This window comes from Sphingomonas sp. RS2018 (genome assembly GCF_054489605.1).
The window spans coordinates 245989-268618 of sequence record NZ_JBTMWL010000004.1 but is presented as its reverse complement, the minus strand read 5'-3'; the positions used below and the strand labels follow the sequence as shown (position 1 = coordinate 268618).

Here is a 22630-nt window from a genome sequence, read left to right as displayed (position 1 = left end):
GAATGGCAGCGCTAAATACTACTTGCCCGTCACGGCGGGAGGCGCCCTCTTCACATATTTGTCGAACCAGTCGAACGTCTCGGCAAGGACATGCAGACGGGTTTCCCGCGCAGCGTAGATATGGTCCTCAAGCGGCAGCATCTCCAGCTTCGCGGTCCCGCCCAGTCCTTTCATCGCGTGAAACAGGCGCTGCGACTGGATGGGGAAGGTCCCGGTGTTGCTGTCGATCTCCCCATGAAAGATCAGGTACGGTTCGTTGATCCTGGGCGCTTGCATGAAGGGCGACATTTTCGTGTAGACCTCCGGCGCTTCCCAATAGGTCCGCCGCTCGCGCTGGAACCCGAACGGCGTCAGCGTGCGGTTGTACGCGCCGTTCAGGCCATAGCCCGCAGCGAACAGGTCGCTGTTGGCCAGCAGATTGGCGGTCATGAATGCGCCGTAGCTCAGCCCCGCGACGCCCATCCGCTTCGGGTCGGATACGCCCTTCGCGACCAGCATGTCGACCGCGGCCTTCGCGTTGGCGACCAGCTGCTCGACATAGGTGTCGTTCGCCTGCAGCCCGCCGACAATCGGCATCGCCGCATCGGCCAGCACGGCATAGCCCTGCGTCAGGAACAGCATGTAATCGGTGGGCGTCCGCGGCGACACCCCCGAATAGCCATAGGATGTGCCGCGCACCTGGCCCGCCCCCTTCACGTCGGCGAACTCGCGCGGATAGGCCCAGATGATCGTCGGGAGCCGTTGCCCCTTCTTGTACCTTGGCGGCAGGTACAGCGTTCCGCTGAGCGGCACACCATCGGCGCGCGTGTAGTTGACCTGCTCCTTGGAGGAATAGGCGAGCGCGGATGTCGGACGCGGCGTTCTGGTCAGCGCCGTTTTGGTGCCGTTCCCCCGCGTGTGGAAGAAGTAGTTCGCTGGGGTCAGGCTCGTCTCGTAACGCGTGACGATCCGATCCGCCTTGTCGTCGAGAACCGCGACAACCTGCTCGTAATTTTCGCCCTTCGTCTCGAACAGCTTCTCGGTTTTTCTGGTTGCCAGGTTGAACCGCGACAGGAACGGATGGTCGCCAGCAGGCGATCCGCCTTCGCTCACCAGATAGATCCAGCTCCCGTCCTGCCGCAGCACGGTGCCGTCGGCCGCATGTTTGGTGACGGGTACGCCCGGCGCGTTGTACCAGTCGTCGTCGTTGTGCGACCAAAGCTCGGTCGGCTGCGCGCCTGGACGATCCAGGTCCACCAGCCACATCTTCGTTTCGCGCGTGCCCCAGGCGAATTGCTTGACCAGCGCGCGGCCGGCGTCTTCGGTGAAGGCGAACAGGTCTCGCGATTGATAGCCCTCCCCGCCCGGCACGATGCGCGACGTGGTGCGCAGCAGCTCCTGCGCCTGGCCAGTGAAGGGCGCCCTCAGCAGCATCACGCGGTCGCGGTCCTTCGCCTCCCGCTTTGGCTCGCCGCCGTCGAGCGGCTCGACGTAGAGAAGCGCGGGCTTCGCGCCGGGTTTCCATGCAAAGCCGCGCGGTCCCGCGCCCGCCCAGCCAAGGCTCTCCGGCCCGCCATTGTTGGTCGGCACGCTCGCGACCCGTTGCACCACCGCGCCGCCCGCCGACAGGATCTCGACCTCCTTCGGGAAGCGGCTGGCGGGGACGAGGTAGGAATAGGGCGGGACGACGCGTACGGACAGGAGGTGCTTGCCGTCCGGCGAAGGCGTCAGCTCCTGATAGATCGCCGCCGTGCCGAGCGGAGTCTTCGTACCGCTTGCGACGTCGATCACCATCGGCTGCGACGTCATGTAATAGTCGAACAGCTTCTCATCGAACGCGCTGGTGAGCAGGTTGGTGAAGGTCCACACCGGAGCCTTCTTGCCATCGGTCTGCTGGATCGCGGGGCCGGTCGGCACGGGCATCACGGGCGCCGGGCCACGCCCGTCCGCAACGAAGTGGCAGAGCAGCCGTGCGTCGTCCATCCAGCTGCACGGCGCGTCCGACAGGTAGTCGATCGAACGCGCCGTGTTGATCGACGCCCCTGCCAGTTGCCGCATGGCGCCGGTCGCGACGTCCGTCACCCACAGCTCGACCCCGGTATCGACGGTGCGCAGGAACGCGAAGCGGCGGCTGTCGGGCGACCAGATCGGCGGGCCGAGCCGGTCGCCCGGCACCTTCATGATGCGCTGCTGCTGCGACTGGAGGTCCACCAGCGTATAGCCGGTTCCCTGTCCGGTGTAGGTCGAGTGCAGGTCGTAGGGATCGAGATCATAGGGACCGTTGGTGGCGACGTTGACGCGCACCCCGCCCAGCCGCTGCATCGGTGCCGCGCGGTCCTGGATCGTCGGCATGCCCTTTAACGACGTCAGCACCAGCCAGCGTCCGTCGGGGCTGTCGCTCGCAGCGGGTGCAGGCGGCAGGTCGAGGATATCAACGACCTCCTTCGGGGGCAGCCGATAGGCGTCCTGCGCGCTCGCGAGCAGCGGCATCACCCCGCCGATGGCCACTGCCGTCAACAGCGCGAGCCTGGTTCCAATCCGCATGTCCTGTTCCTCGCCTGATTGCCAATAGGGTGGGGGCCGGAGCGCCTGTCGCGCCCCGGCCCCGTCGGTCAGAAGTTCTTCGAGAAGCCGACGTAGAAGAAGCGGCCGATGTTATCGAACAGCGACCCATCGAACGCGCCGGTATAGGTCGATGGCGTGCGCGGCGGCTTCACGTCGAACAGGTTGTTGATACCAAGCTGCAGCGTCAGCCCCCCTGCGGTCGTGTAGCTGCCAAACGCGTCGTTGTAGAATCGCTGGTTGACCTTCAGGAAGCCGTTGAACTCGTCGCTGCGCTGGACGTCCAGGCTGGATTTCCCGACGTAGCGCAGGTTCCAGCCGAGGTTCAGCCCGCCCTGCTTGTACGCCGCCGACAGCGTTCCGCGCCAGGTCGGGTCGTCGAACTCGCCGTCCTCGATCAGCAGGCTGCTGGGGTCGCTGATGTCCACGAACTCCTCCAGCTTGTCGAGGTAGGTGACTGTAGCGTTCAGGCTCAGCCGTCCGTTCCAGCTCGACACCAGCCGGTCGAGTGCGGTGGTGTAGTTGATCGCGACGTCGACGCCCCGCGCATCGAGCCGGCCGATGTTGATCTGGCGCAGGTCGATGTTCGAGACGACATAGGGATCGTTGACGCCGGGCAGGCCGCCACGGCGGACCAACGCGCAGAAGGCATTGTCGAGCGTCGGCGAATCGACGCAATTATCGACGATGGTGTTGCCGTCGAGCGTCTGGATCGCGTCGTCGATCCGGATCTGCCAATAATCGGCCGACAGACGAAGCCCGGGCAACGGGCTCAGCACCACCCCGGCGGTCCACGAGTTCGACGTTTCCTCCCGCAGGTCCGGATTGCCGCCGAGCGCGGTTGGCAGCGCGAGCGCGGCGGCGGGATCGACCCAGCCGGCCGGGATACCGAGCGCCCGGCAGTTCGCCGCGCGGTTCGGCTGCAGGTTGATCTGCGTGACGTCGCAGGGGTCAGCGGTGATGTTGAGCGTGCCGAGCGTGTCCGGGCTGAACAGCTCCACGATGTTCGGCGCGCGAACGCTGCGCGAGCGCGTGACCCGGAAACGCAGCGCATCGATCGGCGCCCATTCGGCACCCAGCTTCCACGCCCAAGTGCTGCCGATCGTGCTGTAGGTCGAATAACGCGCCGCACCCTCGACCTGTAGCGAGTCGAAAAAGGGCACGTCCTTCAGCACCGGTACGACGATCTCGGCGAAGGCTTCCTTCACATCGGCGCTGGCGTCGACCGGGCCGCCGCCGTTATCGGTGCGATACAGCAGGCCGCGCGCGCCGAGCCCGTCGTCAAGCGTTCTGAGCCGGTCCTTGCGGTACTCGCCGCCGACGGCGACGTTGACCGCGCCGGCGGGCAGGTCGATCAGTTTGCCGGTGGCTTGGATGCCCGCCAGCGTCTGTTCGTTCGTGACGTCGCGCATGAAGGTGTACTGGAAATAGGCTTTCTGCGCATCGGTCAGCGCCCCGCCGAAGACGCTGATCGGCACGCAGCCGGCAGCGCGGGCGCTGGCGCTGCGGCACACGGTCTGTCCGGTCGTCGTGTCGCGGACCGCATCCACCGCCTCGAAGAACCGGCTCTCAATCCGGGTGTTGGCGGTACGATATTTCTGATCGCGGCGTCCGTACTGGTAGAACGCCTCCCAGTTGATCCGCCCGGCGATGTCGCCGCGCAGCCCCGCCGCGGCGGTGTAGGTATAGCGGCTGTTGGTGTATTGCTTGTTCCCGTAGATGACCTCGCCTTCGTAACCGACGGTCAGGGTTCGCAGACTGTTGGCGTCCATCAACGCGGTCACCGCTGTCGGTAATGTCGGGTTGTCGCGGCTGAGCGACAGGGTCGAATCGAAGAAGCTCTGCCCGTTGGTGTTGGTGTCGGAATAGGAGAATTCCATGTCCACGAACGCGGTAACCGAAGGCGCGATCTCGTAGTTCAGCCCGCCGATCGCGGCGAACGCCTCGCGCGGGTTGCGCAGGTTCCGCTCGCGGCTGTCGTAGCCGTAATTGCCGCCGGCGCAGGAGCCGCCGAAGCAGTTCGGGTTGGTGTAGGTGACGAGGCCGCCGTCATACACATAGCGTTGGCCGCGGATCACGAAGGTGGGTTCGTAGGCGTTGCCGATCGTCCGCGCGTTGCTGATGACGATCCGGTCGGGCCGGCCGTCCGCCGGTCCGGTATTGGCGGGATTGGTGACGAAGCTGAGCGCGCCGGCGCCGTAGGTATAGTCGCGGTCGGTGTAGCGGACGATGTCGTTCTTTTGATAGGTGATGCCGAGGCTTGCCGAACCCTTGCTGTCGGCGAACGTCCCGCCACCGTTGGTGGAGATCATGTAGGTCGCGCCATCGCCGCGTTCGGAGATGCCCGTCCGCCCCGTGACGTTGAAACCCTTGTAATTGTCTTTGAGGATGATGTTGACGACACCCGACACGGCGTCGGCGCCGTAGACGGCGGAAGCGCCGCCGGTGATGATCTCCACTCGATCGACCATGGTCGCCGGGATTGACGACACGTCGACCTGCGAGCCCTCGCGCGACCCGGAGACGCGGCGGCGGCCGTTGACAAGCACCAGCGTCCGGTTCGTGCCGAGCCCGCGCAGGTTGATGAACGTAGCGCCGATGTCGCGCTGGAAGGTGTCGTTGCTGGCTCCCAGTCCGACGCTGATCTGCGGCGTCTGTAGCAGCACGTCGCCGATGTCGTTCAGGCCGGTACGCGCGATCTGATCGGCGCTGATGACCGTAGTTGGGGTCGGATTGTCGAATCCGTTGCGCGCGACGCGCGATCCGGTGACGACGATGGCTTCACCCGCCTCGTCCTGGACGGAAGCACCGCCGTCCTGTGCGATGGCCGGCGCCGCCGTTGCCAGCGCCATCAGCCCTGCCGCTGCCAGTAGATGCATTTTCAAGTTTATGACCCCCAGTTGTTCTCGGCCCTTTCCGCAACGCAGCAATCGCAATCGTTCCGGATACGCCGATATTCCGCCGGTCAGGCCTCCAGCTCCCAACGATGGCAATCACAGCTATATTCTTCAGCTGTTTGCCCTGGCGCACTAAAAATGCGTTCGATGATCCTATCATGAAAGCATCTGCCCGATCATGCGCGTGTGACTGGGACATAGACGCTCGCGATCGGGCCAATTTGGCGCCTTACGAAACCGCCTCGGTGTAAGAATTGCTGCGACTGCGAAAGCGGCTTGCCGGTTCGACCTTCGTGATGTTACCGTTTCCCAATGGAGCAGGTTGGCACGCCGATCGATTGCGATAACGCGCCCTCCGCGGTGATGATGCGGGCGGTCGATTGCCCGTCGCGACTGCTGATCCCACGCCACGAACACCGCCGGGCGGAGCTGGTTTATGTCGCCTCCGGCACACTCGCTGTCACCGCGAACGACATGCTCCACACCGTGTCAGCGGGTCATGCGCTATTGATCCCGGCGGGGCTGACCCATGACATGCGGATGTTGAGCGACGCATCTTTGCTGACCGCCTATATCGCGCCGACGCCTGCGTTGGCGGGTGAGACGGACTGTCGGACGCTTCCCGCCTCCAGCCTCCTGCGCGAACTGATGCAAACCGCCGTCGGGCTGCCGATCGACTATGATCCGGACAGCCGCGACGGGCATGTCATGGGACTAATCGCGGAGGAGGTGACCTGGCTCCTGTCGCGCCGCCTCGACACGACGCCGCGCCTGCCGGCGCCGAAGGACCCACGATTGCAGCGGCTGTGCCGCCAACTCCTCACACAGCTCGACTATGCCTGGACGATCGACGAGGCAGCAACCGCGGCGGGAATGAGCCGCCGCACCTTTACGCGAAATTTCCGTCGTGAACTTGGTATGAGCTTCCTGACTTGGTGCGCTCACGCGCGCCTGAATGCTGCGGCCAGTCGACTTCACGCCGGAGCCTCGATCATCGAGGTCGCGTTCGCATCCGGCTATAACAGCCCTAGCGCGTTCGCCACGACGTTTAGACGCCACTTGGGTATGTCTCCGTCCAGCTTTCAGGCCACGGCAAGCGCGACCTAGTAATTGCCTATGGCGTATTGCTTTACAAAGGGCACCGCACGACCTGTCTTTTTGCGGCACTCGCAGGTGTCGTGACCTTCATAATTGATTGTGCCCGCTCGTTTGGCGTTTCGCCACTTGGTATCGAAGATTTGGACCTCTTCAACCCAAATGCGCCGGTCGGTAAGCAGGGCGGGGAGGCGGCCGGACATGCTTCGTCGCGGCGTTGTTAAATGTAACGCACCTACGCCGCCGCAACGAGGCTTACGATTTTCTTCGGCGTTCTGGCATGCAGACGGAGCTGTCAGTGCTGCGAACCCGCTCGGTTATGTTCCGAGAATGCTGTCGATTGCCTGCCGATGGGCAGGGAAGTGAAAAAGAACTTCGTGTTAAATGGGCGTGGTGCCGTTGCTTTGACAGCACCCGACCCGAGCTTATCGTCCCGATCGGGCTTCAGGCTCAGTCGCGGGAGGACCCTATGCCTCGTTCGCGACCCCAAACAACAGCGCCGCTGCGGCGATTGACCCCGATCTTGGCGTAGACGCGCGCGACATGATTGCGGACGGTATTGCGGGAGAGCGCGAGACGGTCTGCGATCATGCCGTCGTCCAAATTATCGCATATGAGTTCAAGGATTTCTCGCTCACGCGGCGTGAGATCGACGGCCGGCGCGGCCAGCGCAGGCTGGCGCAAGGTGGCCAGCTTGTCGAGGATCGATCTGCTCAGCCAGCTGGCGTCTTTAAACACCGCATCGATCGCATCCGCGAGTTCCCGCTCGCGGTTCAGCCGCTTCGTCACGTCCTGTAGCAGCCAGAGGATCGAGTGCGTCCCGATCGTTTCGGCAGAGACCAGGCAGTCGATCGTCCCGCCATCCGTCCTCGATACGCGGATTCCGCGATCACGAAGCGTGCCTTGCTTACTCAACTCCTGCTGCAGGGCCGTTCCTTGCTCGCCGTCCGGCCAAAGGCTCAAACGAGCCGTTCCGGCAGCGTCGTCCGAATCTGACTTGGAACCCGTCAGCGCGCGAAACGCGGCGTTGGTCGCTGTAATCGAATGATCGAGCCCTTTCGTGATCACCATCGCCACGGGCGCCATCTCAAAGACCGCGGAAAGATGTCGCTCGCTTGTGGCGAGTGCCATTTCGGCCAGCCGTCGCGGTTCGAGGTCGGCGAAGGTCACCAGCAGGGCATCGTCGTCCGTCACGTCGACCGGCTGGCCGGCGAACACCACGAGGCGCCGTCCTCCGTCGGCGACCCGCAATTCAGCCTCGCTCTGGGCGACGACATCGCCGGCTTCGAGGCTGTGACGGGTCGTGTCCGGATCGGCGACGCCCCGTAGCAGATCGAGCGCGAACAGGTTCTTGCCGACCAGCTGTTCCGGCGGGAAGCCGGTAAGCGCGAGAAACCCCGGATTCACCTGCAGGATGCGATGATCGCCCATCCTCACGATGATCGCCGGCGCCGGGTTTGCCCGGAACATCGCTGCGAAGCGGGCCTCCGCATCGACGCGGTCCGAAACGTCGCTGATGACGAGCGCTAGGCAATCCGGTTCGCCGCCGTCCTGGTCCAACACGACGTCGCGAACCTCATGAACCCATCGCACATCGTCTTCACCGGCCGGCGCGACCTCCACCGTAACGTCGGGCACGGAGTCGCCGGACAGCAGACGGAACAGCGGATATTCGCGTTGCTTGAGCAGGAGATGATCCGCGGACCACAGGGTGAAGCGTCGGGCATAGTCCTCGGCGGTCGAGCCCAGCCCGGCCAGATCGGTGACGCCATGCATCCTGAGGGCGGCAGGATTGGCGCTGAGTATCACACCCGACGGATCGATCAGGATCACGCCGTCAAGCAACTGCGCCATCAGCTGTTCGAGATGACGGAGCGTCGGCTGGAGGCGGGGCGGGGACGGACTCATCACCGTCCAGCGCACCTCGCGGCCACCGGTTCCACAGTTGGATACCACGTGTTCTGGTATTTCTGCACTATACCAAGCCTGCGCCGCCAACCGTCTGGATTGAACATCCGCGGTCGCCCGCTGGTTAGGTCGATCTCCAGTAACATTCGAAAGGGAGCAATCATGGGCCTCATCGTCCTACTCGTCGTCGGCGGTCTGATCGGCTGGGTCGCCAGCCTCATCATGCGCACCGATGGGCAGCAGGGGATCATCCTCAACGTCGTTGTCGGTATCATTGGCGCTCTGCTGGCCAGCTTCATCGTCACGCCCCTGATAGGTGGCGCGCCGATCACCAGCGGCGTCATCAGCGTTCAGTCGGTGCTCGTCTCGCTGATCGGTGCGGTCGTACTGCTCGCCATCATCAACCTTTTTCGCCGCGGTTCGGTGCGTTGAATTCAGGAGCTCAAAACATGACAAAGTTGGTATCAGCAATTTTCGACAATCATGCCGAAGCACAGGCGGCGGTCGCGGACCTGCGCAGCGCGGGCGTTCCAGATGGCGCACTGTCCGTCGTCACACAAGAAGGCGACGCCGCCTCAATCGGTGACGGCGATAGTGTGGCCGCGGGCGAGGAGCACGGCAGCGTGCTGCGTGGCATCCTTGGCGGTGGTGCCTTAGGCGCAGGCCTCGGCATCGCAGCGCTCGCGATCCCGGGCGTCGGTCCGCTGGTTGCGGCGGGCGCAATTGCAGCGACGGCGGTTCCAGGCGCCGCAGCAATCGGTGCGGCCGTCGGCGCCGCGGCAGGAACACTGAACGAGACGCTCGTGAAGCACGGCATCAGCGAAGATGATGCAGGCTATTATAGCGAGCGGCTCGACAACGGTGGCATATTGGTATCGGTCGACACCGCAACGGCCGGGGTGATGAGGGAGTCCGTGACGGACATTCTCTACCGCCATGGCGGCCATAGCACGTCGCAGGCGCGAGCCGCGGCCTACTGAATGTCGGCAGGCGGAGAGGCCTTACCTCTCCGCCTGCGGTCCCTGTGTCCTTCAGCTCTGGCAATTCAGCGCCGGGGCAACCTGATTCTACATAATCGGCGGAACGATCCAGTCGCCGCGTCGCTTGGGCGCTGACATGGCCAAGCTGATCTCAGTACCCGTCCGTTGAAAATCGGCATCATCGCGCATTTGCGTCATCCAATCGCTGCACCGTTCATGGGTGGCATGGAAGCGCATTGTCACCTGCTCACCCGCGGACTGATCGAACGTGGTCACGACGTGACGCTCTTCGCGAGTGGCGATAGCGATCCCGATCTGCCGATCTTTACCGTCATGCCCCGGCATTACGAGGCCGTTCTGCCCTGGGCGCATTGGCGCGGGACCGAACGGCTGTCGGAGTTCCAGGACAGGGCCTTCGTCACCGCTTGGCAAGCCATCCGCGAAAGCGGGTTCGACGTGGTCCACAACAACGCGATGCATCCAGCCATCCATGCTTGGGCCGCGCGGGATCATCAGCCGATGGTAACCTCGCTGCATGTTCCACCATTCGACGGACTGAGTAACGCCATTCAAGAGCAGGCCGGACCTTGGCTTCTACAGACCACGACATCGCGCTCGCATATGGCGGGATGGTGGTCGACCCCGCCATCGACGGCCTCGATCGTCCACAACGGCATCGATACGGATCGCTGGACGTTTCGCGCCGAAGGCAACGGTCGCGCGGTATGGGCGGGGCGGATCACACCGAACAAGGGCACCGCGCTCGCAATCCGCGCTGCGAAAGAGGCGGGGATCGCGCTGGACGTAATCGGCCCGATCGACTGCATGGACTATTTTAGCGAAAGCGTGGCGCCGCTGCTCGACGTCGATCGCGTCTATCACGGCCACATGGGCAGCGATGTGCTGGTCGATCATATCGGCGCAGCGTCGGTGCTGATCGCCACGCCGATGTGGGACGAGCCGTTCGGCTTAATCGCGGCGGAGGCGATGGCCTGCGGCGTGCCGGTCGCCGCGCTTGATCGGGGTGCGCTGTCTGAAGTCGTCGGCGACTGTGGCGCGTTGGCGGGCGACGAAGCCGCGCTGGTGGAGGCGATCCGTCGCGCCTTATCATTGCCGCGAAAGCAATGCCGGACACGCGTCGAGCGATATTTCTCGCTCGACGCCATGATCGACGGATATGAAGACGCCTATGCCGCGGCAGTGGCAGGTGGCTCCAACAGAGCCAATACGGTCGCCGAACTGGCATAGGGCTGGTGCTGCTGCTGCCGCGTCAGCGCGAGATCCGCTTCGGATACCTCGCGCAGCCGCACATGCTCACCATCCCTGAGCGCGACAAGCCCCATCAGCGTGAACGCGCGCAGCCAGTGCTCCATCGTGAAATGCCCCCACTTGTCGCGAAACCGCGCGGCGTTGGCGATGACGCTGTCGACGTGATGGACCGGGGGCATATGGTGCGGATGATACTGGTGATAGGCCCGCGCGCCACGACACCAGCGGATCGGCACGCCACTTTCGGAGACGATGCGACCGAAGTCAGTATCCTCTCCGCCATAGCCGACATATTGCTCGTCGAAGCCGCCCAGCGCCAGGAAGGTTGTGCGGCGCATCGCGAAATTCAGCGACCAGAAGCAGCGATAGTCGGTGCACACACCCAGCGGTTCGGTGGGCGGGCCGGCCCGTTCGGAATGCTGGACCGCCACGCGCTCGAACGCGGCGAAGTCGATCCCGTCCGCGGTCGCGCCGGAGGGCAGGTATAGCACCTCGCCCATCAGCAGCACGTCGATCGTATCGAGATAATGCGCATAGTCCGCGACAAAAGCGGGGGCAGGAATGCAATCGACGTCGAGGAAGATCAGCTGTTTGCCGGTCGCTGCCTGTGCAGCCCGGTTACGCGCCGCCGCCAGCGCAATGCCGTCGCTGCCGACCATGATCTGGCGAACGGGAAACGGCGTGTCGGGCAGCGTATAGGGCTGGTCCTGCATGACCGCTACGACCAGTTCGTCGGGCAGGCGAGCCTGCACGACGAGGCCATGGACCAGGTTGGCGAGATGCTCTGCCCGCCCCTTGGCGAGCGTACAGATCGAAACGGTCATGCGCGGCTTTCGAAGGGAGGCGGGGGAAAGGGTTCTTCGACCAGTTCGATCGTGGGCGGCCGCCAGCACTGCGTGGCCAGATCGTCGAGCCACGTGGCCGCCGTTGCCGCCGCGGTGGGCGATACGAGGGCGTGCTGTCGAGCGACATCGAGCGCGGCCGCTCTTGCCCAGCCGTCCGACCATGCGGCGGCATGCGACGGCCAATGCTCGATCGTCGCGGCAGCACCCGCCCGATCGAGCATCCGTGCCTTCCACAACTGCTCGTCGAAATATCGCCACTCCGGCACGACGATCCACGGCCGCCCGATCGCGGCGATCATATGGACGGTGGTGTTGCCGGCGGATGAGACGACGCGGTCGGCGGCGGCGATATGGAGGGCGGGGGTATCGACCCAGCCAAGATGCCGTAGGTTAGCGGGCGCGGTTGCGTGCCAATCATGCTCGACCGCGCCGATCGTCAGCCAGAGACTGTCAGGTTCGGATCGGGCGCCCAGTGTAAGTGGCGTGGCGGGCGTGCCTGCGCCCCCGCCGCCGGCGATGATCAGCACAACATCCGTATCTTGCGGCAGGCCGAGGATGCGGCGCGCCTCTGCTCGCGACGGTGCGGCCGCGACCTCAACGCCGACTCCCGGAGCATAGTGCGTTTTCTCGATCATCCAGCCGGGTCGGCCCGGTTGCTCCAGCGCGGGTGCATACGGTGCGAGAATGCCGATCGCGGATTGATAGGCCGCAAGGTGGCCGGGATCGTCGCGGCTCCCGTGCTGAAGCACGCTGACGCAGGGGATCGACGCGATGCGTGCGAGCTGCGCCAGTTCGGCAGAGACATCGGTCACGAAAAGCGCCGGTCGGGCGGTATCGAACCAGGTGGCGATCGTAGCGACGGCATGGGTGATCCCCGCCCAGCCGACCGGCGCGCAATGCATTGTATCCGGCGTGCGCAGCGCGGCGAGCGCCGGCACCTCGTCACCCGTCGCTTCGAACAGCGACGGAATTCGGCGGATCGTCACATGGGGTTTTAGCGGTGGGAATATGTCGTCGCGCGCGCTAAACATGACGACGGGACGAGTGTCCGGCAGGGCGTTGACGATCGCCGCCGCGCGTTCGGCATGGCCGCGCCCCTGATGATGCACGAAGTAGCCGAGCGGACGCGTCATGCCGCGGCGGACCGCGAATAGGCGCGCATCCCCTCGATCACGCCGGCGGCGTAGGGACGGCGGGCCAGATAGATGGTCGGCCGTCCGATCAGCGGCGTTAGCTCGGCGCTGTGGTTGGCGACGAGGATGCCGTTGCGACAGGCATCGAGCATGTCGAGATCATTACCGCTGTCGCCCGCTGCATAGACATGCTCTGGTGCGATGCCCAGCGCTTGGGCGACCCAGGTCATCGCGGCACCTTTGCCCGCCCGCATGGGCACGATATCGAGCAGGTTTCCGTGGCTGTGGATGACCCGCACCGGCAGATCGGCGGTGCTGTCGCGGATCGCTGCCACGACGGCGGGCTCGGACACGAAGTAGCTGCGCTTGTGACGGCGCTGTTCGATCGCCGGCTGACGTTCGACCCCGGACAGCGAAGCGACTCGTGCGTCGACCGCATCACCGTCCCACCCCGCGTCGATATGGTCCGCGTAGTCGACGTCGGCGATCAACCGTCCGCCCTCGCGCCAATAGATTTCGGCACCGACCGAGGTGATGAACACGCGTGGCGATGGCTGACGCCACTCCGTCAACAGCCGCTGTGCTTCCTGCAAGGACCGTCCCGTCGCTACGCCGAACGCCAGCGTCGAATTATCGGCGAGGAAGGCGGCCATGCCCTCGGCCCCGACGCGGCATCCCGTCAGCGTGTTGTCGATGTCGCACAGCAGGAGACGCCGCGCGCGGGGGCTTGCGACGACGGGTGCGCACAACGCGGACACGACGGCGACGAAGCTCGCCGCATAGTGTCGCCAGTCGAGTGCGCGCGCATTGATTCGCCCGGCGGCGGAAGCCTTAGCCCAGGCGATCGGGTCATCGAGCAACGCGTTGATCGCAGTAGCAAAGGCGACCGGATCGCGCGGGTCCGCCACGGAGCCATGTCCCAGGCGCGCGATGATGTCGGCCGGACCTCCGTTAGATGTGGCGACCACCGGCACGCCGTGCATCGCCGACTCGGTCAGCGTCAGGCCATAGGGTTCGGTTAGCGCGGGATTGACGAACACGCCGCCGCTGTGGCGAGCCAGCGCGAACAGCGACGCCACGTCCGCCTGCGTATGCCGCTTCGGCAACGCCAGCGTGCCGTAGAGGTCGTGCGCGTCGAGCCGTGACAGCAGGCCATTAACGACCCGGCGCTGTTCCGCTTCTCCGCAGTCGGGGCCGTCTCGCAGACCGGCCAGTATGACCAGATTGGCGCGCTCCCGTAGGCGAGGGTTTGCGCCAAACAGGTCGATCAGGCCCGTCAGGTTCTTCTTGTCGACCGGTCGCGCGACCGCGAGGATCATCGGTCGTTCGGGGTGACGCAGAAACGGCGCGATCAGCGCTCTGCCCGCCGAAGGATCGACGTCGTCGAGATCGATCGCGCGCATGTTCAGCCCTGCGCCGGGTTGGATGCAGTGGATCCTAGACGGGCACGCCGAGGGATAGAGCATGAGCTGACGCTCCGCCTCGTCCCGCGAGGATGCGACGATCGCATCGGCCGCCGCGATCGCCCGATCCTCCTCGGCGATGCGTTTCGTTAAGGTGCGGTCCGCCGGGTTCGCACCCGCCTTCTCGATCGCGAGGGAATGCGCCGTGTAGACGAACGGGATGCCGAACCTGACGCGTATGGCTTCCGCAACCTCTCCAGCGTCGGCAAAATGCGCGTGAATCACGTCCGGTCGGCACTCGAGCGCGGCGATATGCTCGATCAGCGCGGCGGTGAACGCGGGTCTATCCGTCGCATTAGCGTCTTTCGACAGATAGGCAGTGTTGCCGCTGTCGATCCGTCGGACAAAAAGCTTTTCCGCAACGTGTTCAAGCGGAAGGGCGTAGATCGGTCCGAGAGTCGCATCGTCGATCAAACGGGTGACGATCTCGACGCGATCCACATCGGCGCGCGCGGCTATCGCGCTTCCTGCGCCCAGCGCATAGGTGATGTGGCCGCCGGTATCCTCGGTAATCCCATATGAGACGGGTGGTCCCTTCAGACAGCCACCAAGCGCAATCGCCATCACGAACATCAACAAAGCCCCTACGTACGCACACCCGATCAGGGGCCGTCATGAACGGCCGTTCATTTTACAGGTTCCAGTTTCCCGCAATTAAAACATTTCATAACCTGGATTAATTATGCGCCCTACCTAAATGCAACGGCGAAAATATTTCAATACTATTCGTTTCTGCAAGTATCGGCAAAGAATAACGAGGTATAATTGGTTTCGGTGCATGGCTGGACATGGCTGACAAAAGTTCGCTAACAATCAGGTGATTTCACTTGGATCTGTCGAGCGATTGGAGACAGCGCAGTGCGTTTGGACGGCCCGCTGGCACGGCGTCATCAGGTCAGATTGCGCGGAGACGGTCGCAAACTCGTGATGTTTGCACCCGGTTTCGGCACCGATCAGACGTCATGGACGGCCGTGTTGAGCCGGATGGGTGATGAACATTCGATCCTGCTTTTCGATGTCGCCGGCGCCGGGCCGTTGCTGCCCGCCGACTTCAACCCCACACGGTATCAGTCGCTATCGGCGTTTGCCGACGACCTTCTCGCCTTGCTCGAGGAATTGGATGTCGAGCGGCTGCAGTATGTCGGCCATTCCGTGTCCGGCATGATCGGGGTGCTCGCAGCGATAGAGAACCCGGGTCGTTTCGAACGATTGGTCCTGCTGAACGCATCGCCTCGCTATCTCGATGACGAGGAGAGCGGGTATCGTGGTGGTTTCACGCACGAGGAATTGGAAGACTTGATCGGCCCGATGACGTCGAACTACCAGGCATGGGTGACTGGATTTGCCACGTCGGTGATTGGTAGCGATACGCCAAGCGCCATCGCCAATTTCTCCGCAGGACTGCGCGCCATGCGGGCCGATGTCGCCGTTCGGATTCTGCGTGTGATCTTCGAATCGGATGTTCGGGAACTGCTGCCGTTGCTGACTGTACCCACCGCGCTGATTCACTCGCGTGACGACATCGCCGTGCCCGAAACTGTGGCGCTGTATCTGCACCGGCACCTACGGCAGAGCAGCCTGACGTGGATCGACGCGATAGGGCACCTGCCGCACCTGACTGATCCGGACAAGGTTGCCGTTGCAATACAGGCGCAGCTTGCCCACTGAAGACACCCTCGCGTCGGCAGAACATGATCCGACGGCCGTACTTCTGCGCCTGCTGTGCGATCATTTGACGCCCTGTGTCTCGATGATTGGCCTCAGAAGCGGAGATGATCTGTTGGTCGAAATCGCAACCCGGTCTGGGATGGTGGGCAAGACGTTGCGCATGCCACCGGTCGCCGTTGTGGAGCATTCGGGCGGCATCATCGATGTATCATCCCTGCGCCTTTCGCTCGGTTGGACGCAGCTCTGCGGCTGGCGACCCGATTATGTGGCCGTTGAACCGATCCCGGAGCGCGATGAGTGCCTTCTGGTGACGGGCATCGGGAAGCAGCCGGGGCGGGAGGGGTTGCGTCAGTTTGCCGCAGCGATCGAGCCAGTTCTGTCGAAGGCCGACGGCAGCCGCCAAGCCCGCAAGAGTTCGAGCATTGCTGCCCTGATCGACAATCTTCCGCTGCCGATCGTGTTCGTCGATTCGCGCACGATTGAGGTTTTTCTGAATGGAGGCGCACGTCGATTGCTCGGTATCGAATCCGCAATTGCGACCGAGTTCGATATCGTCGAGGCGTTCGCGAGGCTGCTGCGGTCGACGGATGCAAGCGTGGCGGCGCGACTGTCGACGGACCCGACCGCGTCTCTCGATCTGGAGATCATCGAAAACGGCCGTGCCTACGCGGTCGAAAGCCGATGGATCGCGGACAATCGGCTGCTCGGCCGCCTGTGGATGTTTCGGGACGTTCACGAGGAGCGCCAGATCGCCCGATTCAAGGACGAACTGGTTTCGACAGTGAGCCACGAACTTCGAACGCCCCTGACTTCAATAAATGGCGCGATAGCATTGTTAAATAACAGCGTTGGGCAGGGCTTGCCCCCCGCCGCCGCTACATTGCTCGACATTGCGCTCCGTAATGGCAACCGGCTGGCGCTACTGGTCAACGACCTTTTAGACATCGATAAACTGCAGAACGACAAACTCGAAATTCGGCTGCAACGCGTCAACATCGCGGACCTGCTCACCGAGGCGGTGGCGCAGAGCGCACCTTACGCGCACAGCTACCGCGTTTCGCTCCGGCTGGACATTGACGACCCCGCCATCGTGGCTCCAGTCGATCCCGATCGGATGCTGCAGGTGATGGCGAATCTGCTGTCCAACGCGGTTCGGTTCTCACCGTCTGGAAGCAAGGTGGTGATCGGTTTGCGTCGCCTAATGCACGGGCTGCGTATCAGCGTCGCCGACGCAGGCCCCGGCATTTCGCCGGAATTTAGGGAACGCATGTATGAGCGATTTTCTCAGGAAGGGTCGGGGACGGCGAAAGGTGGAACAGGCTTGGGACTGGCGATCACCAAGGGTATTGTCGAACAGCATGACGGAACCATCGCGCTGGATGATACCGTCGCCGTAGGCTCGACATTTAATATCGATCTGCCGGTGCACGACTAGAGACTCGATCGAACCAGACACGCTTTTCGATAGGCAAATCGGGGCAGGGTGATGCAAACGGAGCGCGGGCTCCGTCAAAGCAAATGCACCTGTCGGTAAGCAAGGCGGGGTAGGGGTGTGATATGCCTCGTCCCCGCAAGCCAGCCTCGCCGTTCCGATACTTCAACTCCTCCCCTGAGGTGATCCGGCTGGTTGTGCTGATGTACGTGCGTTTCCCGTTGTCGCTGCGGAACGTGGAAGACCTGCTGTTCGAGCGCGGGATCGACATCTGTCATGAGACGGTGCGGTTGTGGTGGAACCGGTTCGGACCACTGTTTGCAGGAGACATCCGCCGGCAGCGGGTGAGCCGCATGCGCGGCTTCCGGCATTGGCGTTGGCATCTGGATGAGATGTACGTGAAGCTCAACGGCGAGATGGTCTACCTCTGGCGGGCGGTAGATCACGAGGGTGAGGTACTCGAGAGCTACGTTACCAAAACGCGCGATAAAGCTGCCGCTCTCGGTTTCATGAAGAAGGCGCTGAAGCGCCATGGCTCGCCGGAAGCGATCAACACCGACGGCCTGCGCAGCTACCGCGCGCGGCGATGAACGAGCTCGGCAATAGCGAGAAGCAGGAGATCGGCCGCTGGGCGAACAACAGGGTGGAGAACAGCCACCTGCCGTTCCGACGACGAGAGCGGGCGATGCTCCGCTTTAGACAAATGAAGACGCTGCAGAAGTTCGCCTCTGTCCACGCCAACGTCCACAATCACTTCAGCCTGGAACGCCACCTCATCGATCGACAAACCTACCGGGAACGACGCTCCGCCGCGCTGGCGGAGTGGCAGACGCTTGCCAGCTAGGCTGCGGCCTTCAAAGACCCAAGTGCATCAAATGGAGAGCGGTTCGCTTTAGACTGACAGCACCGACCGAGGGACTGCCAATGCTCGACATCCGCCCCGACCGCATGGCGATGTCGCGGATCGGCGTCACCGCCGGCGACGTCCAGGACACCGTCGCCGCCGCGATCGGCGGTCGCGAGGCCGGCGTGATATTCGAGGGCGATCGCCGCTTCCCGGTGGTGATCCGTCTGTCCGAAGCGTCGCGGTCGGACCTGACCGAGGTCGCGCAGGTGCCGGTGCCGACTTCGGCGGGCGGGTTCGTGCCGCTGTCGACGGTGGCCGACATCGCGGTCGTCGACGGGCCGAACCAGATCAGCCGCGAGAACGGCAAGCGCCGCGTCGTGGTCCAGGCGAACGTCCGCGACCGGGACGTGGCTGGCGTCGTGGCGGATGCGCAGGCCGCGATCGAAGCACAGGTGAAGATGCCGCCGGGTACGTATGTCGAATGGGGCGGGCAGTTCGCGAACCTGGCATCGGCGCGCGACCGGTTGCTGATCGTCGTTCCGGTGTGCTTCGCCGTCATTATGCTGCTGCTCTACGGTGCGCTCGGCTCGGTGCGCGATGCGGTGATCGTCTTCACCGGCGTGCCGCTGGCGCTGGTCGGGGGCGTGCTGGCGCTGGTCCTCCGGGGGATGCCGTTCTCCGTGTCCGCCGCCGTGGGCTTCATCGCGTTGTCGGGCATCGCAGTGCTCAACGGCCTCGTCATGGTGTCCTCGATCCACGACCTGATGGCGCGCGGCATGGACCGGGTGCAGGCCGCCCATGACGGCGCACTCGCACGGCTTCGTCCGGTGGCAATGACGGCGCTGGTGGCGAGCCTCGGCTTCGTGCCGATGGCGCTCGGCCACGGCGCGGGCGCGGAGGTGCAGAAGCCGCTGGCGACGGTCGTCATCGGCGGCCTCATCTCGGCGACGCTGCTGACCTTGTTCGTCCTGCCGACGCTCTACGCTCGCTTCGGCAGGTGGCGAGGGCAGACCGAACACGAATCCGCTAGCTGAACGAACGTCTTTAGCTGGTATGTCTGTAGGGTACGATGAATATCCGGGATTGGGTCTTGCCGGCCAGGAAGCTGTCAGTCGGCAAAAGCGTCATCTGCAGCCATACCGAGGCGTAGAGCGGTCGGTAATCGACCGACCGCAACTCGCCTGATCCGCAAAAATCTAACAGGCTGAGATGCGTCGCCTGCCGGCGAACCGGTGCTATTGCGACGGCCGCTACCGGATTGCATAAGAGCCAATCTTATCCCGGTCGCGACCGGACCTCGGGTGGGCGAGCGAAATCCCGATGACGTTTCGTTCGTTCGTGCCACGGATTTCTTGTCTTCTCTTTCAGAAAGCCTCCGATGCGTTTGCTTGCCTGCTGCCTCTGGATTTCCATGATCGCCGGCCCAGCGGTCGCGCAACAGCGGCCGGTGGTGACGGACGCCGACTATAGCCGTGCCATGCGGCAATTGGGTCCATGGACAACTCCACTGGTCGACCATGCGGTGCGCTCGGCCAATTGGGTCGATGCGCGGCGGTTCTGGTACGTCGATACCGATCACGGGGTGCCGACGATCATGCTCGTCGATGCGGAAAAGCGAACGAAGGCGCCGGCGTTCGATACGAAGCTGCTCCTTGGCTCGCTGAATGCGGCCGGGCTGAGGGAGCGGGATGCCACGAAGCTTTGGTTGAGTGGCTTCGAACCGGACTTCGCGAAGAACACCGCGACCGTGAGCGTGCGTGGGGAGCGATATTCGTGCGCGCTGATCCAGCCCTATGGTTGCAGCAAGTTGGCCGAGGCGCAGGCTGGCCGGTCAGATCAGCCGCCCGAGGTGCTGTCGCCCAATGGCAAGCGCGCCGTGTTCGTGCGGGCCTGGAACCTGTGGGTCCGCGACGTGAGCAGCGGGGCGGAGCGACAGCTGACGACCGACGGCGTGAAGGACTTCGGCTACGCGACCGACAATGCGGGCTGGCAGCATTCGGATCGCGCGATCGTGATCTGGTCCCCGGATTCCAAGAAGGTCGCGACCTTCCAGCAGGATCAGCGGGCGGTGGCCGATTTTTCGACCACGACGACGCAGGTAGGCCATTCGGTCGTCGAGACGTGGAAATATCCGTTCGTCGGCGACAGGGAAATTTTCCGGATCCACCGCGTCATCGTCGATACGGATGCGGGCACGGTGACGCGCCTGCGGATGCCGGCGGACCTGCATCGGTCGTCGCTGTGCGACGACGTGGTGTGCGGCGACGGGCCGCAGGACATGCAGTGGGCGAAGGACGGCAGGACGCTCGCCTTCGTTTCCACCTCGCGCGATCACAAGGTGGAAACCGTCCGCATCGCCGATGCGACCACGGGTGCGGTGCGCGACGTGTTCACCGAAACCGTGCCGACATGGTTCGACAGCGGGTACAACGACGAAGGGTTCAACTGGCGCTATCTGTCGCAGCGCGGCGAGATCCTGTGGTGGTCGCAGCGTCACGACTGGGGCCATTATTACCTGTACAGCGCCGCAACCGGCAAGCTGCTGCGGCAGGTGACGCGCGGCCAATGGAACGTCGATCACCCGGTCCACATCGACGAGCGCAGCGGAAAAATGCTGGTCGCCGGTGTCGGGCGGGAGCGCGGCGTCGATCCCTATTATCGCAGCATCTATGCGATCGACCTTAAGGGTGGCGCAGCGAAGCTGCTGACACCCGAGCGACAGGACCATATTGCGATCCCATCGAGCGATGGTCGCTACTTCGTCGACATTTATTCGACACCGCAAGAGCCGCAGACCGCCGTGCTGCGGCGCGCGAACGGCTCGGTGCTGAAGGAACTCGCGAAAGGCGACCTGACGCGCTTGCGCGCGGCGGGATGGCAGGCGCCGGAGAGTATTGCCGTCAGGTGCAGCGACGGCAAGACGCTGTGCCATGGTCTGCTGTTCAAGCCCGCGGGGCTGGATACGACGCTGAAATACCCGGTCATCGACTATATCTATCCGGGGCCGTTCATGGGCACGATCCCGTCGCGACAGTTCTCCCCGGCGGCGATTGACGCGGGGGCGCTGGCCCAGCTGGGCTTCGCGGTCGTGGAAATCGACGGGATGGGAACGCCGCGACGGTCCAAGGCCTTCCAGGACTATTATTATCGGGACATGGGCAAGCAGGCGGTGCCCGATCAGATTACCGGGATTCAGGACCTCGCCACGCGCTATGCCTGGCTGGATACCGATCGCGTGGGTATCTGGGGCCATTCGGGCGGCGGCAATGCGACCGCGGCGGCGATGTTCCGCTATCCCGATTTCTTCAAGGTCGGGATCGCCGAGAGCGGCAACCACGACAGCCGGAACTATGAAGACGATTACTACGAAAAATATCTCGGGCTACTGGAGAGTGACGGCAAGACGACCAACTATGACCTGCAGGCCAATCAGGATCTCGCCAAGAACCTGAAGGGCAAGCTCCTGCTCGCGCACGGGATGCTGGATGATAACGTGCCGGTTTCAGCGACGCTGCTGGTCGTCGATGCGCTGCAGAAAGCGAACAAGGACTTCGACCTCATCCTGTTCCCCAGAGCGCGGCACGGATATGGGGATCAGTCCAGTTACATGATGCGGCGCCGGTGGGACTATTTCGTTGAGCATCTGATGGGGGCGACGCCGCCGAAGGAGTTCAAGATCGTGGGGCCGGGCGCAGGCAAGTAGGACTTCTCAAGTCGTCGTCTTGCAGCCGTTAGCTCCGCTAATGAACAAGCGTCCGCTTCCCGAATAGCCCGAACCGGGCTGAGTGACCGCATTTCGGCCTTCGCTGTCGCGGGCGATGTGAGATTTGCTTGCAGTGATTGCTTGCGCCCGGCTCGTGCAGATAGGCCGTGCGATGCAAAAGAGATCGACGTACACGTACGAAGCCCGAGCGGGTTGGCTGCTGAAACGAGGATGAGCGATGAAGCTGAGCGCGCGTAATCAGATTTCTGGTACGATCGTCGCGATCGCTCCGGGCGCGGTCAACGGCACGATCAAGGTCGATATCGGCAGTGGCAACATCGTCACCGCAAGCATCACCGAGGAGGCGATCGCCGACCTCTCGCTGAGTAAGGGTGACACGGTGACGGTGATCGTGAAGGCAAGCGACGTCATGATCGGCAAATGAGATGAAGATTGGCCCGCTCTGGCTGAAGCTACAGATCGCCTGTGGCGATGCGCTCGCTCTGGGACCGGGCAAGGCCGATCTGCTCGCCGCGATCAAGGCGCATGGGTCGATCTCGGCCGCCGGGCGCGCGCTCGGCATGAGCTATCGGCGGGCCTGGATGCTGGTCGATGAGATGAACCGGTGTTTCGATCCCCCGGTGGTGGAGACGCTGCGGGGCGGGGGGCTGGAGCGGGGGGCCCGCGTTACCGACACCGGTATCGCCGTCCTACAGGCGTATCGCGAGATGGAAGCGGAGGCGGCCGGGATCGCCGATCGGCCAGCCTATGCGCGCTTGCGGGCGAGCCTCAGGCCCGAACCGTTGCCGCAGTCCAAGCGTTGACGCGAGCGTCCTCTATATACGATCA

At 63.8% G+C, this 22630-nt stretch carries 15 protein-coding genes and 2 pseudogenes; 11 read left to right on the top strand and 6 right to left on the bottom strand.

The window, feature by feature from the left end; all coding sequences use genetic code 11:
• Positions 1–18: 18 nt before the first annotated feature.
• Together ACX40P_RS13490 and ACX40P_RS13485 are read right to left on the bottom strand one after the other, a co-directional pair.
• On the bottom strand, positions 19–2523 hold the full coding sequence (locus tag ACX40P_RS13490; protein WP_459126871.1) for a S9 family peptidase: 2505 nt from the start codon (positions 2521–2523) through the stop codon (positions 19–21).
• 68 nt (positions 2524–2591) lie between these two features.
• The gene (locus ACX40P_RS13485) at positions 2592–5420 is read right to left on the bottom strand and encodes a TonB-dependent receptor domain-containing protein (RefSeq protein WP_459126925.1); all 2829 of its coding nucleotides are present in this window, start codon (positions 5418–5420) and stop codon (positions 2592–2594) included.
• Positions 5421–5801: 381 nt separating this feature from the next.
• On the opposite strand from ACX40P_RS13485, the gene ACX40P_RS13480 reads away from it, so the two are divergent.
• Complete coding sequence (locus tag ACX40P_RS13480) at positions 5802–6545, top strand: AraC family transcriptional regulator (RefSeq protein ID WP_459126870.1); 744 nt, start codon at positions 5802–5804, stop codon at positions 6543–6545.
• A 438-nt stretch (positions 6546–6983) separates the two neighbouring features.
• Here ACX40P_RS13480 and ACX40P_RS13475 read toward each other — a convergent pair whose 3' ends face one another.
• Positions 6984–8441: a PAS domain S-box protein gene (locus ACX40P_RS13475; protein ID WP_459126924.1), complete on the bottom strand. Its 1458-nt coding sequence runs from the start codon at positions 8439–8441 to the stop codon at positions 6984–6986.
• A gap of 162 nt (positions 8442–8603) precedes the next feature.
• Between ACX40P_RS13475 and ACX40P_RS13470 the strand changes: the two genes are divergently transcribed.
• From ACX40P_RS13470 to ACX40P_RS13460, 3 genes are all read left to right on the top strand, one after another.
• Entirely contained in the window at positions 8604–8873 is a 270-nt protein-coding gene (locus ACX40P_RS13470; RefSeq protein ID WP_459126869.1) for a GlsB/YeaQ/YmgE family stress response membrane protein, read from the top strand.
• 17 nt (positions 8874–8890) lie between these two features.
• Entirely contained in the window at positions 8891–9421 is a 531-nt protein-coding gene (locus ACX40P_RS13465) for a hypothetical protein (RefSeq protein ID WP_459126868.1), read from the top strand.
• A gap of 189 nt (positions 9422–9610) precedes the next feature.
• Positions 9611–10669, top strand: a complete 1059-nt coding sequence (locus ACX40P_RS13460; protein WP_459126867.1) for a glycosyltransferase — start codon at positions 9611–9613, stop codon at positions 10667–10669.
• Here ACX40P_RS13460 and ACX40P_RS13455 read toward each other — a convergent pair.
• Genes ACX40P_RS13455 through ACX40P_RS13445 form a run of 3 tightly spaced genes read right to left on the bottom strand, consistent with a single transcriptional unit; the run spans position 10609 to position 14695 of the window.
• Entirely contained in the window at positions 10609–11514 is a 906-nt protein-coding gene (locus tag ACX40P_RS13455) for a galactosyltransferase-related protein (protein WP_459126866.1), read from the bottom strand. The two genes, ACX40P_RS13460 and ACX40P_RS13455, sit on opposite strands and share 61 nt — an antisense overlap.
• Positions 11511–12668 (bottom strand): hypothetical protein, encoded by a 1158-nt coding sequence (locus tag ACX40P_RS13450; protein WP_459126865.1) that lies wholly within the window; start codon positions 12666–12668, stop codon positions 11511–11513. The genes ACX40P_RS13455 and ACX40P_RS13450 overlap by 4 nt, the downstream gene beginning before the upstream one ends.
• Positions 12665–14695, bottom strand: a complete 2031-nt coding sequence (locus ACX40P_RS13445) for an HAD-IIB family hydrolase (protein ID WP_459126864.1) — start codon at positions 14693–14695, stop codon at positions 12665–12667. The genes ACX40P_RS13450 and ACX40P_RS13445 overlap by 4 nt, the downstream gene beginning before the upstream one ends.
• 294 nt (positions 14696–14989) lie before the next feature.
• On the opposite strand from ACX40P_RS13445, the gene ACX40P_RS13440 reads away from it, so the two are divergent.
• The 7 genes and pseudogenes from ACX40P_RS13440 to ACX40P_RS13410 all read left to right on the top strand — a co-directional run bounded on the left by ACX40P_RS13440 (position 14990) and on the right by ACX40P_RS13410 (position 22605).
• On the top strand, positions 14990–15799 hold the full coding sequence (locus tag ACX40P_RS13440; RefSeq protein ID WP_459126863.1) for an alpha/beta fold hydrolase: 810 nt from the start codon (positions 14990–14992) through the stop codon (positions 15797–15799).
• Positions 15789–17234 (top strand): sensor histidine kinase, encoded by a 1446-nt coding sequence (locus tag ACX40P_RS13435; protein WP_459126862.1) that lies wholly within the window; start codon positions 15789–15791, stop codon positions 17232–17234. Before ACX40P_RS13440 ends, ACX40P_RS13435 begins: the two co-directional genes overlap by 11 nt.
• A gap of 122 nt (positions 17235–17356) precedes the next feature.
• Positions 17357–18075: pseudogene (locus tag ACX40P_RS13430) on the top strand (IS6 family transposase).
• 65 nt (positions 18076–18140) lie between these two features.
• Positions 18141–19112: pseudogene (locus ACX40P_RS13425) on the top strand (efflux RND transporter permease subunit); the annotation flags it as partial.
• Between the two features lie 377 nt (positions 19113–19489).
• Positions 19490–21781 (top strand): S9 family peptidase, encoded by a 2292-nt coding sequence (locus ACX40P_RS13420; RefSeq protein WP_459126861.1) that lies wholly within the window; start codon positions 19490–19492, stop codon positions 21779–21781.
• 238 nt (positions 21782–22019) lie between these two features.
• Positions 22020–22226 (top strand): TOBE domain-containing protein, encoded by a 207-nt coding sequence (locus ACX40P_RS13415; RefSeq protein WP_459126860.1) that lies wholly within the window; start codon positions 22020–22022, stop codon positions 22224–22226.
• Position 22227: 1 nt separating this feature from the next.
• Positions 22228–22605 carry a winged helix-turn-helix domain-containing protein gene (locus ACX40P_RS13410; RefSeq protein ID WP_459126859.1) on the top strand — a complete coding sequence of 126 codons (378 nt, stop codon included), beginning with the start codon at positions 22228–22230 and terminating at the stop codon, positions 22603–22605.
• Positions 22606–22630: the final 25 nt, after the last annotated feature.

Excerpts from the sequence above, each read along its gene's own strand:
- ACX40P_RS13490 (WP_459126871.1), bottom strand. The coding sequence starts at position 2,523 with ATGCGGATTGGAACCAGGCTCGCGCTGTTGACGGCAGTGGCCATCGGC.
- ACX40P_RS13485 (WP_459126925.1), bottom strand. The coding sequence starts at position 5,420 with ATGCATCTACTGGCAGCGGCAGGGCTGATGGCGCTGGCAACGGCGGCG.
- ACX40P_RS13480 (WP_459126870.1), top strand. The coding sequence starts at position 5,802 with ATGATGCGGGCGGTCGATTGCCCGTCGCGACTGCTGATCCCACGCCAC.
- ACX40P_RS13475 (WP_459126924.1), bottom strand. The coding sequence starts at position 8,441 with ATGAGTCCGTCCCCGCCCCGCCTCCAGCCGACGCTCCGTCATCTCGAA.
- ACX40P_RS13470 (WP_459126869.1), top strand. The coding sequence starts at position 8,604 with ATGGGCCTCATCGTCCTACTCGTCGTCGGCGGTCTGATCGGCTGGGTC.
- ACX40P_RS13465 (WP_459126868.1), top strand. The coding sequence starts at position 8,891 with ATGACAAAGTTGGTATCAGCAATTTTCGACAATCATGCCGAAGCACAG.
- ACX40P_RS13455 (WP_459126866.1), bottom strand. The coding sequence starts at position 11,514 with ATGACCGTTTCGATCTGTACGCTCGCCAAGGGGCGGGCAGAGCATCTC.
- ACX40P_RS13450 (WP_459126865.1), bottom strand. The coding sequence starts at position 12,668 with ATGACGCGTCCGCTCGGCTACTTCGTGCATCATCAGGGGCGCGGCCAT.
- ACX40P_RS13445 (WP_459126864.1), bottom strand. The coding sequence starts at position 14,695 with ATGGCGATTGCGCTTGGTGGCTGTCTGAAGGGACCACCCGTCTCATAT.
- ACX40P_RS13420 (WP_459126861.1), top strand. The coding sequence starts at position 19,490 with ATGATCGCCGGCCCAGCGGTCGCGCAACAGCGGCCGGTGGTGACGGAC.
- ACX40P_RS13415 (WP_459126860.1), top strand. The coding sequence starts at position 22,020 with ATGAAGCTGAGCGCGCGTAATCAGATTTCTGGTACGATCGTCGCGATC.
- ACX40P_RS13410 (WP_459126859.1), top strand. The coding sequence starts at position 22,228 with ATGAAGATTGGCCCGCTCTGGCTGAAGCTACAGATCGCCTGTGGCGAT.